This window comes from Sphingobium ummariense RL-3 (assembly GCF_000447205.1).
GTDB classification, from domain to species: domain Bacteria; phylum Pseudomonadota; class Alphaproteobacteria; order Sphingomonadales; family Sphingomonadaceae; genus Sphingobium; species Sphingobium ummariense.
The window spans coordinates 107,987-125,319 of record NZ_AUWY01000048.1; the positions used below are offsets into that span (position 1 = coordinate 107,987).

The window sequence follows — 17,333 nt, forward strand, 5'->3', positions numbered from 1 at the left end:
CAACGAGCGAACGCTCGACCTCTGGCCGATCGGAAATTGCCAGGCATCCGCGCTCATCGACTGCGCAGGTCGATTGGTGTGGGCCTGCGTTCCCCGAGTCGATGGCGACCCCGTCTTTTCGGCGCTGCTAGACGACAAGGCTTGGGACGCGCCGAACGCGAGCGGCTTCTGGGCTATTGAGCTGGAGCATTGCCAGCGCACCGAGCAGCGCTATGTCCGCAACACGCCTGTCCTCGTTACCCGGCAGAGCGACGACCAGGGCAACGCGATCGAAATCTACGACTTCTGCCCCCGGCACCGGCACAAGGGCCGCATGTACCGCCCGGTCGCCTTCGCCCGCGTCGTGCGCCCGGTGGCTGGCTCCCCCCGCATCCGGGTACGCCTGCGGCCGACGACCTCGTGGAATGGCGAAAAAGTGCCGATCACCTATGGCTCCAACCATGTCCGCATCGTTCTGTCCTACATGGCGATGCGCCTGTCGACCAACGCGCCCATCGGCCTGATCTCGCAGGAAAGCTTCTTCCGGCTGGAACAGGACATGCATTTCTTCCTGGGGCCGGATGAAAGCTTTTCCGACGCATTACGGCCGGCGGTCGAACGCATGCTGGACGATACCATCAATGAATGGCAGCTCTGGGTGCGCGGCCTCGCCATTCCTGCCGAATGGCAGGAGGCGGTCATCCGATCCGCCATTACTCTGAAGCTCTGCCAGCATGAAGAAACCGGTGCGATCGTCGCGGCGCTGACGACCAGCATTCCCGAGCATGCTGATTCCGGACGCAACTGGGACTATCGCTACTGCTGGATCAGGGACGCATATTATACGGTGGAGGCTCTGAACCGGCTGGGTGCCCTCGACGTGCTCGAAAGCTATCTCGTCTACCTCCGCAATATCGTGGACGGGGCGCGTGGCGGGCATATCCAGCCACTCTACGACGTCCGCGGAAATGCGACGCTGACCGAATGGGAAGCGACGAACCTGCCCGGCTATCGCGGCATGGGACCGGTTCGCGTAGGCAATGCCGCCTATAACCAGATCCAGCACGATGCCTATGGCCAGATCGTGCTCTCCTCCGTCCAAGGCTTCATCGACCAGCGCCTGTTGCGGATGGCCGGCCTGGCCGATTTCGAAGCGCTGGAGGCCGTGGGCGAACGCGCCTGGCAGGTCTATGACAAGCCGGACGCAGGCCTTTGGGAACTGCGCACGCGCGCGCATGTGCACAGCTATAGCGCGGTCATGTGCTGGGCAGCCTGTGACCGTCTGTCCCATGCGGCGCAGGCGCTGGGCCTGCCGGAGAAGGAAGTGCATTGGCGCCAACGCGCCGAGGTGATGAAGGCGCGCATCCTCCAATCGGCATGGCGCACGGACAGCAACGCCATCTCCGCCAATTTCGAGGACGACGCTCGCGACGCCTCGCTGCTCCAACTGCTCGACCTGCGCTTCCTCAGCGCCGACAATCCGATGTTCATAGGCACGCTCAAGGCGCTGGAGGCCGATCTGCGGCGCGGCAACAACATGCTTCGCTACAGCGCGCCCGACGACTTCGGCGAGCCGGTGACCGCCTTCAACGTCTGCACCTTCTGGCTGATCGAGGCACTGCACCGCACCGGTAGGACGGAAGAGGCGCGCGCCCTGTTCGAGGAGATGCTGTCCCGCCGCACGGCCGCCGGCCTGCTGTCCGAGGATATCGACCCGGCAACGGGAGAACTGTGGGGCAATTACCCGCAAACCTATTCGTTGGTCGGCATCGTCAACTGCGCCGTGCTGCTCAGCAAGCCATGGAGCGTCATGCGATGAGCCGTCTGATCGTCATTTCCAACCGCGTAAGCCGTCCGAACAAGGCCGGAAATCAGGGCGGCCTCGCCGTCGCCCTGTCGCAGGCGCTGCGCGAAAGCCGCGGCATATGGGTCGGCTGGTCCGGCGAAGTCACCGACAACTTCACCGGCCATATCGGCTTCAACGAGGATGACGGCGTCAAGACGGCGACGATCGACCTGGAGGAGCAGGACGTCGACGAATATTATAACGGCTACGCCAACAAGACGCTGTGGCCGCTGTTCCATTTCCGCATCGACCTGGCCGAATATGCGCGCGATTTCGAGGGCGGCTACAATCGCGTCAACGAGCGCTTCGCCGACACTGCGAGCCCTTTGATCGAGCCCGAGGACGTCATCTGGGTCCACGACTATCATATGATCCCGCTTGGCCAGATGCTGCGCGACCGGGGCCACCGGAATCGCATGGGCTTCTTCCTGCATATCCCCTGGCCGCCGACGCGGTTGCTGGTGTCGTTGCCCCATCACAGCAAGCTGGTGAACACGCTCTTCGCCTATGACGTCGTTGGCTTTCATACCGAGGAATGGCTGGAATCGTTCCGCCACTATGTCGAACGCGAGATGGGCGGGACGGTGGACGGCGATTTCGTCACCGTGGGCGACCGCACGATCCAGGCGGTGGCCTGTCCCATCGGCATCAACGCGCAGGAATTCGCCGACGCAGCCGGCAGCGACATTGCCAAGGACATGCACGAAAAGGTCCGCCGTTCGCTGCAGGACCGCTCCATGATCGTGGGGGTCGACCGGCTGGACTACAGCAAGGGTCTGGAGGAGCGCTTCAACGGCTATGCGCGTTTCCTGAAGGACCATCCCGAACATCATCGCAAGGTCGTGCTGACGCAGATCGCCCCGCCCTCCCGCGGGGAGGTGGAGAGTTACCAGCAGATCCGGGCCACGCTCGACTCGCTCGCCGGCCGCATCAACGGCGAATATAGCGATGTCGATTGGACGCCGATCCGGTACGTCAACCAGGGCTATCCGCGCGATCGCCTCGCCGGCATCTACCGAGCGGCGAAGATCGGACTGGTGACGCCGCTGCGCGACGGCATGAACCTGGTCGCCAAGGAATATGTGGCCGCCCAGGACCCCGACGATCCCGGCGTCCTCATCCTGTCGCGCTTCGCCGGCGCTGCGATGCAACTGAAGGACGCGCTGCTCATCAACCCCTACAGCCCGGAGGAGATGTCGGACGCGATCAGCCGGGCGCTTGCCATGCCGCTCGATGAACGCAAGCGGCGCTGGCAGGCCATGATGGACAGCGTGGAGAAGCAGGACATCAGTTGGTGGCGCCAGTGTTTCACGGGACGACTCATGGCCGTCCGCCAGGAGAACGGTACGCCAGCCGTTGAAGCGGAAGTGACCAACGGTTAAACCTTCCCGCATGATCGAGGAGGATGAACCCAGCGGCCCGCTTGCCGCAGTGCGTGCCCGCGCGGGTGTGATCGTGGGCGTCGTCGGTCTCGTCGCCTGGCTCGCGCTTCTCTGGTTCATGTTCGGCGACGTGCTGTAGCGGGGGATTTCCTTGCCTTCCTCGTTCATGCGGAAGCGGGAGCCGCCGATCGCTTCCGTCCTTTGCAAGCGAGGTGCCCGATGTTCGACCGTCGTTCCTTCCTCGGCAGCGCGGCGGTCGCCGGCGGCCTCCTGCCCTTGCCCGAGGCCCTGTCCGCGCAGGCGCTCGCCCCGGTGCCGCTGCCCCCGCCTGACCTCTACGGGAAGAATGAGGATGCTTATTGGGCAGCCCTGCGCCGTCAGTTCCTGATCCCGGCCGACGTCGTGAACCTCAATGTCGGCACCGTCGGCTCCTCGCCCCGCCCCGTGCTCAAGGCAATCTTCGACGGTTTCGAGCAGACCGAGCAGATGACACAGGCCGGTTCGGAGGATTATCCGATCTGGGGCTACGGGTCGTGGGATGACTATCGCAAGCCCTTCGCCGACTTCATGGGCGCCCAGGTCGATCAGATGGCGATCCTGCGCAACTGCACGGAAGCGAACAGCTATATCGCCAACGGCTTCGACATGAAGGCCGGCGACGAGGTGCTGATCTCCGACGAGGAGCACGGGTCGGGCGAAATGCCCTGGATGCTCCGCCAGCGCCGCTACGGCATGGTGGTCAAGAAATTCGCCATGCCCAAACCGCCCAAGAGTCCGGCGGACATCCTGAACCGCATCAACGACGCGATAACGCCCCGGACGAAGATCTTCTTCGTCAGCCATATCAGCACGGCGACCGGCGTTGTCCTCCCCATCAAGGACATTGCAGCGCTCGCCCGGTCGAAAGGCATCGTGTCCGCGGTCGACGGCGCCCATGCGCCCGGCATGATGAAGGTCGACCTCAACGACCTGGGCTGCGACCTCTATACCGGGTCCATGCACAAATGGCTGTTCGCGACCAAAGGCACGGGCTTCCTCTACCTGCGGGACGAGGCGATCATGGACCGGGTGTGGAACACCATCGCGACGGGCGGCTATGACGATCCGACGCGCAAGGCGGACCGGTACATGCAGATCGGTTCGTCCTGCATCCCGACGCTGATGGGCCTCAATGCGGCGGTCGCCTTCGCCAACGCCATCGGCATCGACCGGATCGAGAAGCGCAACCGGATGCTGGCCGACCATATCCACGCGGAGATGATGAAGCGCGGCGCGGAAAGCTGGACCTCGCCCGATCCGGCGCTGCGCTGCGCCATCGCCACGGTGAACGTGCCGCCGGTACAGCGAATGGAATTGCAGGACTGGCTGTGGAAGAACCACAAGGTCCGCATCCGCGGCGGCAATCCCAGCCGCCTGCGCCTGGCGACGCCCTATTTCCTGTCGAAGAGCGATATCGACCGCTTCCTTGGCCTGTTCGATGCGTTCCGCAAGATGAAGGGCGTCGCCTAGCAGCCCCTTGCTGCCGGGGAGGAAGAATTGCGCCTCGGCCCACTTTGTTCTATGGGCCGCTTCCAAGCAGCCCCGGCACCCGCTGATCCTTTCGATTCGGGTTTGCCGGGGCGCATTCTTTGTTGGGAAGTCAGGAACGCGCATGGCCCGTCGCCGCCAGATCTACGAAGGCAAGGCAAAGATCCTTTACGAAGGCCCGGAGCCCGGCACGATCATTCAGTATTTCAAGGACGACGCCACCGCCTTCAACGCCCAGAAAAAGGGCACGATCTCGGGCAAGGGCGTGCTCAACAACCGCATTTCCGAGCATATCTTCACCCTGCTCGGCCAGATCGGCGTGCCCACCCATTTCATCCGCCGGCTCAACATGCGCGAGCAGCTGGTGCGCCAGGTCGAGATCGTGCCGATCGAGGTGATCGTGCGCAACGTCGCCGCCGGATCGCTCAGCAAGAAGCTGGGCATCGAGGAAGGCACGCAGCTGCCCCGCACGCTGATCGAATATTGCTACAAGGACGACGCGCTGGGCGACCCGCTGGTGTCGGAAGAGCATATCGCCTGCTTCGGCTGGGCCAATCAGGACGAAATGCACGACATCGCCGACATGGCGATCCGCATCAACGACTTCATGTGCGGCCTGTTCGCGGGCATCGGCATCCGCCTGATCGATTTCAAGCTGGAGTTCGGCCGGCTGTATGACGGCGACTATAGCCGCATCATCCTGGCCGACGAGATCAGCCCCGACGGCTGCCGCCTGTGGGACATGGCGACCGGCGAGAAGCTGGACAAGGACCGTTTCCGCCGTGACCTGGGCGGAGAGGTGGAGGCCTATCAGGAAGTCGCGCGCCGGCTGGGCCTGCTGCCCGAGGGGCTGGACACCACCGTGCTGGACCTCGACACTCACCGCAAGAAGCGCAGCAAGGACTGAGGACGGGACGCGCCGTGAGGGGATCGCGGCGCGATAGGGACGCGCCACGGCGAAGTTCACAGTGTCGTCGGGTTTTTCGGACGGAAAGTAACGCCAAAGTCTCTGCGACGCGCCACTGACGCGACAGTTGCGCGACACCGACGCGCCAGCGACGCGACAGTCGGGTAACGGCAAGGCCACAGGGACGCGCCAGTCAGGCGCCACATTCGGACTGGTGAAATGCCCTGCGATCCGGGGCGCGCGACGAATGGGGTGAGGCTGCTCCACCGCCATGGTAAACCATGGGAAATCCTACATTTGAAGAGCCTAGTGCTGCGGGTCATCCGAGGGTCAGGATGGTGGGTGGAGAGCGGACATAAGTCCACCGCCATCCCAGCGAAAGCTGGGATCTCTCTTCCTTCTTTTGAGGCTGATGCGGGAAAAGAAAAGTGAGATCCCAGCCTTCGCTGGGATGACGGAGATTGGCCGCGAACCGCCATGGTCCATCGCGCCTCAACCTCACAGCAGCGCGTCGATCACCAGTTTCAGCCCCAGCAGCACCATCAGCGCATAGATGATGGTGTAGAAGCGCGCGGGATCGACACGGCGGACCAGCACCACGCCCGCCAGCGTCGCGGCGAAGGCGACCGGCACCAGCAGCGCCGTCGCAAGGAGGTTGGCGCGGGTGAATTGGCCGAGCGCGGCATAGGCCGGCACCTTGATCCAGTTCATCACGGCAAAGGCAATGGCGGTCGTGCCCACCAGCACGTCGCGCGGCAGCCGCTTGGGCAGCACCCACATCTGGAAGGGCGGCGCGCCCGCATGGGCGATCTGGCTGGTGAAGCCGGAAGCGACGCCGAACAGCGTCCCCACCCAGGCCGGCGAGTTGGAGGGCAGGACGACGGCCCCGCCCCGCTCGCTCCACAGCCGTTGCAGGCCGAAGACCAGCGATATGCCGCCGACGGCGCCCAGCACCGCCTTTTCCGACACCTGGGCGGCGAAGAGATAGCCCAGCCCCACGCCGATCGCCATGCCCGGCAGCATCGCCCGCAGCACGGAGCTGTCCCAGCTGCGGCGGAACGCCCACACGCTGACGGCATCCTGCAGGATCAGGATCGGCAGCATGATCGCCGCGCCCCGCACCGGATCGACGCCCAGCACCATCACCGGCATGGCAAGGGCACCGATGCCGGAAAAGCCGCCCTTGGCAAGGCCGGAAAGCGTGACGGCGATGATGGCGCAGAGATAATAGGTGACTTCGGGACTCATCCGCCGCGCCTAACGCAGGCGGGCGGATCGCGCATCATTTATTGGCGCGATAGCCGATCAGAAGGCCGAAGCTGAACGTCGCGAGCAGCGCGAGCTGTACCTTGCCCTGCGGATCGTCATATCCCACGATCTGCTGCCCCCAGGCGAACAGCCCGACAAACATCGCCAGTGCGAGACCCGACATACCGCTCTACCATTCCCCCTGGCTGCGACGCTATCGCCGCAGGTGCTAACAAAGGGATAATGGCTTGCCTGCCGGGCGCGCCGGGCCTAGGGGGAGCGGCAAAGCCGACCCGCAAAAGGAGCCCCCATGAAAGCCCGCATCTTCGTCACGCTCAAGGGCGGTGTCCTGGACCCGCAGGGCAAGGCGATCCATCATGCGCTGGAGGGGCTGGGCTTTTCCGGCGTGAACGACGTGCGTGCCGGCAAGCTGATCGAACTGGACGTGGCCGACGGCACCAGCGACGAGGACATCGACGCCATGTGTCGCAAGCTGCTCGCCAACACGGTGATCGAGAATTACCGCATCGAAAAGGTCGCCTGAGCCATGAAGAGCGCCGTCATCGTCTTTCCCGGCAGCAATTGCGACCGCGACCTGGCGGTGGCGTTCGAGGCCGTTTCGGGCACGAAGCCGGCGATGATCTGGCATCGCGACACGGAACTGCCCGACGACATCGACCTGATCGGCGTGCCTGGCGGATTTTCCTATGGCGACTATCTGCGGTCGGGGGCGATGGCGGCCCGGTCGCCCGTGATGCAGGCGGTGGCGCGGGCGGCGGAACGCGGCGCCTATGTGCTCGGCATCTGCAACGGTTTCCAGGTGCTGACCGAGAGCGGGCTGCTGCCCGGCGCGCTGCTGCGCAACGCCGGCGGCCACTTCGTCTGCCGCGACGTCGCGCTGACGGTGGACAATGCCCAGAGCGCCTTCACCAGCCGCTATGACGCCGGCGAGGCGATCCATTTCCCGGTCGCCCATCATGACGGCAATTATTTCGCTGACGATGCGACGCTCGACCGGCTGGAAGGCGAAGGCCGCGTCGCGCTGCGCTATGGGGAGAGCGTCAACGGCTCCGCCCGGAACATCGCCGGCATCCTCAACGAAAGCGGCAATGTGCTGGGGATGATGCCCCACCCGGAGCGCGTGATCGAGCCTGCCCACGGCCGCACGGATGGACGACGGCTGTTCGAAGGCCTGGTGGAAGGGCTGCTGGCGCGGGTCTGAGGGCTGGTGCTGATCCAAGTATCCGGCATTCGGGTGGAAGCCGGGATCTCATTTCACGAAGCGCCTCGCCGGAAGAAGGGAGATGCCAGCCTGCGCTGGCATGATGGGGATGGGTGGCTAGCGGAAGGTCGGCTTGCGGAAGAGAATTGACGCAAGCGGACGCTTGGCACAATCCGGCAGGCGTTTTATGCCCGCCCTATGCCGCAAATCCAGCACAGCTTTGTAAACCAGAAGGAAGGCCCGATCTATGTGTCGGTCGAACCATGGCCAGAGTGCTTTGAGTTGGAACCGGGCGACAGGCTAACTCTTATATGGGACGCCTCCGAAAGCGGTGACGCTATCACAGTTGGTTTTATCAACGATCATGAGCTTGTCGCGTGGCCGAACGGTGAAACCCATCTGATGCAATATCTCATCAACGGGGAGGAAGCCGAACATCGAAGCTGGACCTTCAAGCATCGGTGATTTGTAATGGCCGGCGATCATGGGTGGATTTCAGACGATCTGTTTTGTGAAGAACACCGCCGATAGCTGACTGCGGGCGGGGAAATTCAATCGCGGACGATTGCCCCGGTTGCGGACGTTTGGACACCGTGCGACGATCGCTCTGATGCGGATCGTCCTGATTTTTGTGCTGTTAAGCGTTACTGGCTGCGACCAATTGAGCCAGCGTATATGGAACTGCGCTGCCGAACCTTTGCAAGTCACGAAGGTTTTAGATGACGGTAGGCAGGTGAGCGATGTAATACCAGCGCATGGATACATCGCCTCGATGAACGGCGGTGCTCAGGTGATCGCATTGAAGATTGGGCACGGCGCAAACGGACGTAATATCTGGCGGCGAGAACAGTCCCAACCCGGCCTTGCTACTTCGTCTAGTCAAATATGTGGCCGGGCGAAATGGGGCGTTGTTGCAGAACAGCTTTAGGTCTGTTTTCCACCAGATTTCGTTATTCGGCCCTCACTCTCATTTGAGTGAGCGGCCGATTTCAAGGATGAGGATATCTGGCGGAAGGGCCAAAAATGGTCGCTAGCAGTCACCGCCCCTACCCCGCCCGGTGATAGTCGTAATCCTGCGCCCGGCCCTGCTGCTTCGTCAGGATCGCGCCGACGATGGAGCCGCCTGCGCGTCGCAGCCGCTCTACCGCCACGCGCAGGCCGCCATGATGATTGCGGCCCCATTCCACCACCAGCACCGTCGCCTGCGTCTTCGCGGCGAGCAGCGGCGCGTCGGTCAGCCCCAATATGGGCGGGGCGTCGACCAGGATGCTGTCGTAGCGCCCGGTCATTTCAGCCAGCAACGCGTCGAGCGCGGGTGTGGACAGCAGCTCCGCCGGATTGGGCGGCATTGCACCGCAAGCGAGCAGCGACACGCCCGGCACGCCCGTATCGACGATCAGTTCCTGCGCCGCCGCCTGGCCGGTCAGCGCCTCGCTGATGCCGGCGGCGGGCGCCACCCGGAACAGGCGGTGCTGCGCTGGGCGGCGCATGTCGCCGTCGATCACCAGCACGGTCTTGCCCAGCTTCGCCAGCGCCAGCGCCAGCGCGTGCAGGGTCAGCGACTTGCCCTCCCCTTCCTGAGCGCTGGTGACAAGGATGGACCGCGGCAGGCCGGCCGGCGAGGCAAGCTGCAGCGAGGCAGCAATGGGCGTGAAGATTTCCGGCGGCTGCGGGCTGTCGCCGGTCACCGGCACGGCGCCCAGCAACGGCACGTCGGCGCGCTCGGCCAGCGTTTGGGCAGAGGTCACGGCGTCGTCGAACATATGCCGCCCCGCCACCAGCAGCAGACCAAGTGCCAGCCCGCCCAGCGAGGCGAGCAGCATGGTGATGCCGATATTGGGCGAGGACGGGCGCGAAGGCACCGCGGCGCGATCGAGCGGCTGGATACGGCCGGCCTGAAAGCCCGCCTGCGACGCCATGTCGCGATAGCGCTGGAGCAGGCTGTCATGCAGCATGCGGTAGGTATCGACGGTGCGTTCCATGATGCCGAGCTGAACATCGCGGCCGCGCTCGACCACCGCCTGTCGTTCGAGGTCGGCGATCTCCGCGGCGATCTGCCTTTCGCCATGAACCGCTACGTCATATTGCTCCTTGAGCGAGGCGCGGATAGTTCCAGCCATCGCTTGCGCCTGGTCGTCCAGCGCCGCCAACCGGGCCCGCGCTTCCCGCATTTCAGGGTGATCGTCCTTGCGGAACTGCCGCTCCTCCACGATCGCGGCGCGCGCCTGCGCCCGCTCCGCCATCAGCTGCTGCATCGCGCCGTTACCCAGCACCTCCGGCAGCGTTTCCGCGCTGGCCAGGCGCGCGCTCTCCCAGCGCTTCTGGGCAGCGATGCGGTCCGCCATCGCCTGCGCGCGGAAGGCGTTGAGCTGGTCGAGGCGCGCGGTGGTCGAACCCTGCGCCGGCAAGGCCGTTGCGCCGCCGGCCTTCTCTTCGTCCCCCGCCACGCCCGTACGCGCGGCATAGACCGCCATGTCCCGCTCCGCCCGTTCCAGGTCGCGGCGGGCGCCGTCCAGTTCCCCCAGCAGGAACCGTCGCGCCTGCACGCCGGAATCGAACCCGCGTTTGAGGTCGGCCCGGATCAGGCTGTCGGCATAGCTGTTCGCGACCCGCGCGGAGAGCACGGGGTCAGCGCTGGTGAAGCTGATGCGCAGCACGCGCGACTTGCCGGGCAGCTCGACGTCCAGATTCTCCCGCAGCAGACCGATCACCGCCTCCTGCTCAACCTGTCGCTGGCTGAGCGTGCCCGTGCCCTGCGCGGGGCGCCGCTTCCCCATGCCCTGGAAGAAGGTGGGCGTGCCCACCAATGCCAGTTCGCGCGCGACGCTCTCCGCGAGCGCCCGGCTGCGCAGCACCTCCAGCTCGGTCTGCATCAGCGAGGCCGTATCCTCCGGCGTGCCCGCGTGCTGGAGCGCGCCCGCGCCCGCCGCGCCGGCCGGCACGTCCTCCACCTCGACCGAGGCGGTCGCGCGATAGTCCGGCGTCGACATCAGGATCAGCACCGCGCCGGCGAGCATGCACAGCGCCATGGTGACGAACAGAATCACGCGGTGGCGGCGGATGATCGTCCAGGTGCGGCGCGCGCCGGCGACGAAACGGGCCGTCCGTCCTTCCGACGTGGCGATCGCCTCCTCCTCGGCCAGGATGTGCGGCACGGCGTTCACCGGCCGCCGTCCAGCGCGATGAAGCCGGTCGCCAATGCCGGCACCGCGAGCAGCGCGCCGCCCAGGATCGCCTTCGCGCGCGACAGTCCGACGATCACCATGTCGCCGGGCAGGATTTCGGGATCTGCGGCCTTGCCCCGGCGGATCGCGGCCAGGTCGAACATCGCCGCCTGGCGCTGGCCCTGGATCTGGCGCACGACCACCACCTGCCCCAGGCTCGCCAGCCGCGTCGGCCCCTTGGCGAGCGCGACGGCCTGCACGAGGGTCAGCCGCCCGTCAACCGGAAAGAGGCCGGGTTCGCGTACTTCGCCGTCCACGGTGATGCGGCGGCCGACCGCCTTCTTCACGAACACCGTGACCTGCGGCGAGACGAGATAGCGCTCGCCCAAGCGCCCGGCGATCACGTCGGAGGCTTCGCCGGCGGACAGCCCGGCCACGGAAACGTCGCCGATCAGCGGCATGCGCACCATGCCGGCGGCGGTCACCTGGGCATCCTCCAGCGAAAGGTCGGGCTCATGATAGATCTGGATGCGCAGCACATCGTCTGGAGCGATGCGATAATCCATGCCGACAGCAGGTGGCGGCGGGACGACCGCATAAGCGGCTTCTTCGCGGGGCGCGTCTTCCACCGTCGCGCATCCGGCCAAAGGCAGCCACGCGCAGAGGATCGCCACCATCGCCCTGCGCTGTCCCGATACTCTCATCCGCGCGTGCACCCCAGCCGATCCGGTTCAAGCTCCGGGGTGGGGGTTAGGGGGATGGCACCGCCAAGGCAACAGCGGAAAGGACGGATCGCGCGCCCGCGCAGACGATCAGACCGCGATCCGTTCCGGCGCGTGGCTGGCGGTGCGACGCGGCTGGTCGGACCAGACCCCCCGCGTGTCGTAAACCACCTTGTCGGCGCGCTCGTCGACGGGAACGGATTTGAACATGTCATGATCGACAAGAATGACGAAAACGCCGCATTGTTCCAGCGCCGTATCGAGATCGACCAGTTCCGCCCCCGTTCCTGCGAACTCCATCGGCAGGTCGTGGGCATAGGGTTCGACCAGCTTCACGCGGCGGCCATAGCGGCGGGCGAGACGTGCAGCGACCTTCACCGCCGGGCTCTCGCGGAAATCGTCGATATTCGCCTTGAAGGCGAGACCGAGGCAGGCGATGTCTTCCTGCGGGAATTCGTCGATCAGGTCGGATGCCTTGGCGACGACATGATCCGTCTTGCTGTCGTTCACTTCGCGCGCGGTGCGGATGATGCGGGCGTTCTGCGGATCACCGTGGACGATGAACCAGGGGTCGACCGCGATGCAATGGCCGCCGACGCCGGGGCCGGGCGACAGGATGTTGACGCGCGGATGGCGGTTGGCGAGGCGGATCACCTCCCACACGTCGATGTCCATATTCTCGGCGATCACCGACAATTCGTTGGCGAAAGCGATATTGACGTCGCGGAAGCTGTTCTCGACCAGCTTCACCATCTCGGCCGCGCGGGCGGTGGTGGTGATGCACGCGCCGCGCACGAACTGGCGGTAGAAGCCCAGCGCCTTGCGCGCGCAGCGCGGCGTGATGCCGCCGATGCAACGGTCGTTGTCGATCAGTTCGACCAGGATGCGGCCGGGGAGAACGCGCTCGGGGCAATAGGCGATGGCGATATCGCCCTGCCCGCCTGTGCCCGGCATCCGCAGGTCGGGGCGCATGGCGCCGATCACGTCGCGCATCGCTTCGGTCGTGCCGACCGGCGAGGTGGATTCGAGGATCACGGTGTCGCCGGCCTTTAGCACGGGGGCGACGGTGCGCGCGGCTTTCAGGACATAGCTGATGTCGGGCGCGCGATCCTCCGCCACCGGGGTCGGCACGGCGATGATGAAGACGTCGCTTTCCTCGACCGCCAGGCTCGCGCGCAGATTGCCCCGCGCGACGACGCCCTGGACGAGGCCGTCGAGATCGACCTCCTCGATATGAACGCGCCCCGAATTGACCGTCTCGACCACATGGGCGGAGACGTCGACGCCGACGACCTGCGCCCCGCCGCGCGCGATCAGCGCGGCGGTCGGCAGGCCGATATAGCCCAGGCCAATGACGGAAACCTTCTGCTTGGAATCTACGGGCATGGATGATCCTCGATCGCCGGAATTTCGGCCGATCTTGTGCCCGGAAATGCTGAAGATTTCGGTAATGTCGGGTCGGTAAGGGCGAGGCTCCCCTAGGGCGGATCGACATTTAGGATTCCCAAGCGAGAGGCTGTCTGATTCATGGGGTTCCGTGTTATGGCACGGAGCGGGTGATGGGCATCAAGCGATACGAGTTGAGCGATGGGCAGTGGCAGCGGATCGAGCCGTTGCTGCCTGGCAAGGCGGGGGATCGTGGCCGGACGGGATCGGATAACCGATTGTTCGTGAACGGTTGTTTGTGGGTGCTACGGTCGGGCGCCCACTGGTGCGATCTTCCGGAACGCTATGGCAAGTGGAAGACGGTGCACAGGCGGTTCAGCCGCTGGTGCCATGCCGGGGTATGGGAGCGAGTGTTTGCCTCGCTGGTGGCCGACCGCGACAATCAGTATCTGATGCTCGATAGCACCATCGTTCGTGCCCACCAGCAGGCGGCGAGCGGGAAAGGGGGGCCTGCGACCAGGCGCTGGGGCGTTCCCGAGGCGGGCTGACCACCAAGATCCACATGCTCGCCGACACGTTCGGCCGGCCGCTGCGCTTTATCGTCACCGCCGGCCAGGTCGGCGACATTACCACTGCACCGGCCTTGCTCAACGGCCTGCAGGCCGAGGCCGTGCTTGCCGATAAAGCCTACGACAGCAATGCCTTACGCGCACTGATCGCCGATATGGACGCCATCGCGGTGATCCCGTCGAACCGCTGCCGCAAGGCCGTAATCCCCCACGATGTCGCCATCTACAAGCATCGCAACCAGATCGAGCGATGCTTCAACAGGCTCAAGCACTACCGCCGCTTCGCCACCCGATATGAACGCCGAACCATCCACTTCACCGGCTTCATACACCTCGCCGCCGCCATGATCTGGCTACAATAAATGTCGATCCGCTCTAGCGGTAGCGGGGCACGGGCTGGCGCGCCATGTGCATGGGCGACCGCACGACCGTGGCGGTGATGATCTTCGCCTTCATGAGGGTACGCACCCGATCGGCCCCGTCTGGATTGAGCAGCACGACGCGCGTGCCGCCCGAAGTGAGCGGCTCGATCACCGAGATGGCGACATTGTGCTTGGCGCAGAGCGCCTCCACATCGGCCACGGCGGCATCGAGGTTGATCGCGCGGCTCATGCGGCGGAACCGATGGCGTGGAAAGGACATGAAGGGGACATGGGGACGCTCCTTGCTTGGCAAGCGGGAGCGCGATGGTCTCTCGGTCGGGGCGAAGGCTTGCAGGCGGAATTTCGCGGCGATGGCCGATCCCTAGCAGGTCGGGGCCGATGCGTCGCGTTTATTATGTGCCCGCAATGACATCGGCGATCCGCTCTGCCGCTTGGCCATCGCCGAAGGGATTGTGGGCGCGCGCCATGGCGTCATAGGCGTCTTCGTCGTCCAGCAGGCCCAGCACCTCGCGCACGATCAGCGCGCGGTCGGTGCCGACGAGCTTCGCCGTGCCGGCTTCCACGCCCTCCGGTCGCTCGGTCGTTTCGCGCATCACCAGCACGGGCTTGCCGAGCGAAGGGGCTTCTTCCTGCACGCCGCCGCTGTCGGTGAGGACCAAGTGGCACATGTCCAGCAACCGCACGAAATGGGGATAGTCGAGCGGCTCGATCATCGCGACGTTGGGCAGGTCGCCCAGCACGGCGTCCATGACCGGGCGGACATTGGGGTTGGGGTGGACGGGGAAGATCACCGCCACGTCCGGGCGGGCGGCGACGTCGGCGATCGAGCGGGCGATCGCCTCCATGCCGCCGCCGAAATTCTCCCGCCTGTGACTGGTGACGGCGACGATCCGCTTGCCGGCGAAGCGTGCGGCGAGATGATCGAGGCCGCTCGCCAACCTGGGATCGGCCACCACCCGGTCGCGGGTCGCGAGCAGCGCGTCGATCACGGTGTTGCCGGTGATGTGGATGCTGGCGGGATCGCGATTTTCCGCGCGCAGTGCCTCGGCGGCGGCCTGGGTCGGGGCGAAGTTCATGTCGGCGATGCAGGCGACGACGCGGCGGTTCACTTCCTCCGGCCAGGGATGGTGGATGTCGCCGCTGCGCAGGCCCGCCTCGACATGGCCGACCGGGATCTTGCGGTAATAGGCCGCGAGGCTCGCCACCATCGTGGTCAGCGTGTCGCCATGGACGAGGATGCGATCGGGCTTTTCAGCGTCGAACGCCTTGCCCAGCTCGACGATCAGCTTGGCCGTCAGCCCGTCGAGCGTCTGGTTGGGCACCATGACGTCGAGGTCGATGTCCGGCACGACCCCGGCAATGGCGAGCACCTGATCGAGCAGGCCGCGATGCTGCGCCGTCACGATGACGCGCGTGTCGATGCCTGGCCGGGCACGCAGGGCGTGGACCACCGGGAACATCTTGATCGCTTCCGGCCGGGTACCGAACACCAGCGCAACCTTCATGAAACCGTTCCTTTGCCTTCCCGTACCTGCCCAATGGACTCTCGCAGAAAATGGTAACCAGCTACTGAACGCCGACAAATGTCTTGCTGCAATGCGGCGAATTGTAATGTTACGAACCTATGCTAGAGGACTGTTGCAGTCTTCATCGAGCGGGAGCCGGAACTTCTTATGAAAATCACGATGATCGGCACGGGCTATGTGGGTTTGGTGTCAGGGGCGTGTTTTGCGGATTTTGGTCACGACGTGGTGTGCGTGGACAAGGACGCGGGGAAGATTGCGGCGATCGAATCGGGTCGGATGCCGATATACGAGCCTGGGCTGGACCATCTGGTGGGGAGCAATGCGGCGGCGGGCCGCTTGAGCTTCACGACGGACCTTGGCGAGGGGGTGAAGGGCGCGGACGCGATCTTCATCGCGGTGGGGACGCCGTCGCGCCGGGGAGACGGGCATGCGGACCTGTCCTATGTCTATGCGGCGGCCAAGGAGATCGCGGCGGCGGTGGATGGCCCGACGGTGATCGTGACCAAGTCGACGGTGCCCGTCGGCACGGGCGACGAGGTGGAGCGGATCGTGCGCGAGGCGCGGAGCGACGTGGAGATCGCGGTGGTTTCCAACCCCGAGTTCCTGCGCGAGGGCGCGGCGATCGGCGATTTCAAGCGGCCCGACCGGGTGGTGGTGGGCACCACCGGCGACCAGCGCGCGATCGACGTGATGGCGCAGATCTACCGGCCGCTGAACCTCAACCAGGCGCCGGTGATGTTCACCGGGCGGCGCACCGCCGAACTCATCAAATATGCCGCCAACGCCTTCCTCGCCACCAAGATCACCTTCATCAACGAGATGGCGGACCTGTGCGAGGCGGTGGGCGCCGAGGTGCAGGACGTGGCGCGCGGCATTGGCCTCGACAACCGCATCGGTTCCAAGTTCCTCCATGCCGGGCCCGGCTATGGCGGCTCCTGCTTTCCCAAGGACACGCTGGCCCTGGTCAAGACCGGCCAGGACCATGACGCCCCGATCCGCATCGTCGAGACGGTGGTGCAGGTCAACGACCTCAGGAAGCGCGCCATGGGCCGCAAGATCGTCAAGGCGCTCGGCGGCGAGGCCCGCGGCAAGACCGTCGCCCTGCTCGGCCTCACCTTCAAGCCCAACACCGACGACATGCGCGACGCCCCCAGCATCGCCATCGTCCAGGCGCTCGAAGATGCCGGCGCCACCATCGTCGCCTATGATCCCGAGGGCATGGACGTCGCCGCACCGCTGATGCCACAGGTCACCATGGCAAAGGACGCCTATGAGGCCGCCAAAGGCGCCGACGCGCTCGTCCTCGTCACCGAATGGGACGCCTTCCGCGCCCTCGATCTCAAGCGCCTCGCCGCCTCCATGAACCAGCCAACCCTCGTCGACCTGCGCAACATATACCCCATTCAGGAAGCCCAAAACGCCGGCTTCACCCTCTCTCGCGTCGGCGGAAAAGGTACCGAAAAGTGAAGAAA

17 protein-coding genes and 1 pseudogene are annotated in these 17,333 nt (G+C 65.2%); 11 read left to right on the plus strand and 7 right to left on the minus strand.

The annotated features are described in order from the left end of the window. Positions 1–28 precede the first annotated feature (28 nt). The 5 genes from M529_RS31110 (at position 29) to purC (ending at position 5,641) form a co-directional block, all read left to right on the plus strand. Positions 29–1,798 (plus strand): glycoside hydrolase family 15 protein, encoded by a 1,770-nt coding sequence (locus M529_RS31110; protein ID WP_269078863.1) that lies wholly within the window; start codon positions 29–31, stop codon positions 1,796–1,798. Further along, positions 1,795–3,207 carry an alpha,alpha-trehalose-phosphate synthase (UDP-forming) gene (gene otsA, locus M529_RS31115; protein ID WP_021317169.1) on the plus strand — a complete coding sequence of 471 codons (1,413 nt, stop codon included), beginning with the start codon at positions 1,795–1,797 and terminating at the stop codon, positions 3,205–3,207. Before M529_RS31110 ends, otsA begins: the two co-directional genes overlap by 4 nt. Before the next feature lie 10 nt (positions 3,208–3,217). Continuing rightward, positions 3,218–3,346: a hypothetical protein gene (locus M529_RS50535; protein ID WP_021317170.1), complete on the plus strand. Its 129-nt coding sequence runs from the start codon at positions 3,218–3,220 to the stop codon at positions 3,344–3,346. Positions 3,347–3,426: 80 nt separating this feature from the next. Continuing rightward, positions 3,427–4,716 carry an aminotransferase class V-fold PLP-dependent enzyme gene (locus tag M529_RS31120; protein WP_021317171.1) on the plus strand — a complete coding sequence of 430 codons (1,290 nt, stop codon included), beginning with the start codon at positions 3,427–3,429 and terminating at the stop codon, positions 4,714–4,716. A gap of 142 nt (positions 4,717–4,858) precedes the next feature. Next, positions 4,859–5,641 carry a phosphoribosylaminoimidazolesuccinocarboxamide synthase gene (gene purC / locus M529_RS31125; RefSeq protein ID WP_021317172.1) on the plus strand — a complete coding sequence of 261 codons (783 nt, stop codon included), beginning with the start codon at positions 4,859–4,861 and terminating at the stop codon, positions 5,639–5,641. Between the two features lie 498 nt (positions 5,642–6,139). Here purC and M529_RS31130 read toward each other — a convergent pair whose 3' ends face one another. Both M529_RS31130 and M529_RS49975 read right to left on the minus strand, forming a co-directional pair. Then, positions 6,140–6,889, minus strand: coding sequence for a sulfite exporter TauE/SafE family protein (locus M529_RS31130; RefSeq protein ID WP_021317173.1), 750 nt, complete (start codon positions 6,887–6,889; stop codon positions 6,140–6,142). 34 nt (positions 6,890–6,923) lie between these two features. Then, on the minus strand, positions 6,924–7,073 hold the full coding sequence (locus tag M529_RS49975; RefSeq protein ID WP_021317174.1) for a hypothetical protein: 150 nt from the start codon (positions 7,071–7,073) through the stop codon (positions 6,924–6,926). A gap of 126 nt (positions 7,074–7,199) precedes the next feature. Between M529_RS49975 and purS the strand changes: the two genes are divergently transcribed. From purS to M529_RS49115, 4 genes are all read left to right on the plus strand, one after another. Then, positions 7,200–7,433: a phosphoribosylformylglycinamidine synthase subunit PurS gene (purS, locus tag M529_RS31135; protein WP_021317175.1), complete on the plus strand. Its 234-nt coding sequence runs from the start codon at positions 7,200–7,202 to the stop codon at positions 7,431–7,433. Positions 7,434–7,436: 3 nt separating this feature from the next. Next, entirely contained in the window at positions 7,437–8,111 is a 675-nt protein-coding gene (gene purQ / locus M529_RS31140) for a phosphoribosylformylglycinamidine synthase subunit PurQ (protein ID WP_021317176.1), read from the plus strand. A gap of 198 nt (positions 8,112–8,309) precedes the next feature. After that, positions 8,310–8,576, plus strand: a complete 267-nt coding sequence (locus tag M529_RS31145; RefSeq protein ID WP_021317177.1) for a hypothetical protein — start codon at positions 8,310–8,312, stop codon at positions 8,574–8,576. Positions 8,577–8,721: 145 nt separating this feature from the next. After that, positions 8,722–9,039 carry a hypothetical protein gene (locus M529_RS49115; RefSeq protein WP_152522549.1) on the plus strand — a complete coding sequence of 106 codons (318 nt, stop codon included), beginning with the start codon at positions 8,722–8,724 and terminating at the stop codon, positions 9,037–9,039. 118 nt (positions 9,040–9,157) lie between these two features. Here M529_RS49115 and M529_RS31150 read toward each other — a convergent pair whose 3' ends face one another. The 3 genes from M529_RS31150 to wecC form a co-directional block, all read right to left on the minus strand. After that, entirely contained in the window at positions 9,158–11,266 is a 2,109-nt protein-coding gene (locus M529_RS31150) for a GumC family protein (protein WP_408021267.1), read from the minus strand. 5 nt (positions 11,267–11,271) lie between these two features. Continuing rightward, positions 11,272–11,952, minus strand: coding sequence for a polysaccharide biosynthesis/export family protein (locus M529_RS31155; RefSeq protein WP_021317179.1), 681 nt, complete (start codon positions 11,950–11,952; stop codon positions 11,272–11,274). 135 nt (positions 11,953–12,087) lie between these two features. Further along, positions 12,088–13,383, minus strand: coding sequence for a UDP-N-acetyl-D-mannosamine dehydrogenase (gene wecC, locus M529_RS31160; RefSeq protein WP_021317180.1), 1,296 nt, complete (start codon positions 13,381–13,383; stop codon positions 12,088–12,090). A 173-nt stretch (positions 13,384–13,556) separates the two neighbouring features. On the opposite strand from wecC, the pseudogene M529_RS48270 reads away from it, so the two are divergent. Next, positions 13,557–14,314: pseudogene (locus tag M529_RS48270) on the plus strand (IS5 family transposase). Between the two features lie 13 nt (positions 14,315–14,327). Here the strand turns inward: M529_RS48270 and M529_RS31175 are convergent. Together M529_RS31175 and wecB are read right to left on the minus strand one after the other, a co-directional pair. Beyond that, the gene (locus tag M529_RS31175) at positions 14,328–14,594 is read right to left on the minus strand and encodes a hypothetical protein (RefSeq protein ID WP_021317181.1); all 267 of its coding nucleotides are present in this window, start codon (positions 14,592–14,594) and stop codon (positions 14,328–14,330) included. Between the two features lie 133 nt (positions 14,595–14,727). Further along, the gene (gene wecB, locus M529_RS31180) at positions 14,728–15,840 is read right to left on the minus strand and encodes a non-hydrolyzing UDP-N-acetylglucosamine 2-epimerase (protein ID WP_021317183.1); all 1,113 of its coding nucleotides are present in this window, start codon (positions 15,838–15,840) and stop codon (positions 14,728–14,730) included. Between the two features lie 168 nt (positions 15,841–16,008). On the opposite strand from wecB, the gene M529_RS31185 reads away from it, so the two are divergent. Further along, entirely contained in the window at positions 16,009–17,328 is a 1,320-nt protein-coding gene (locus M529_RS31185; protein ID WP_021317184.1) for a UDP-glucose dehydrogenase family protein, read from the plus strand. Positions 17,329–17,333: the final 5 nt, after the last annotated feature.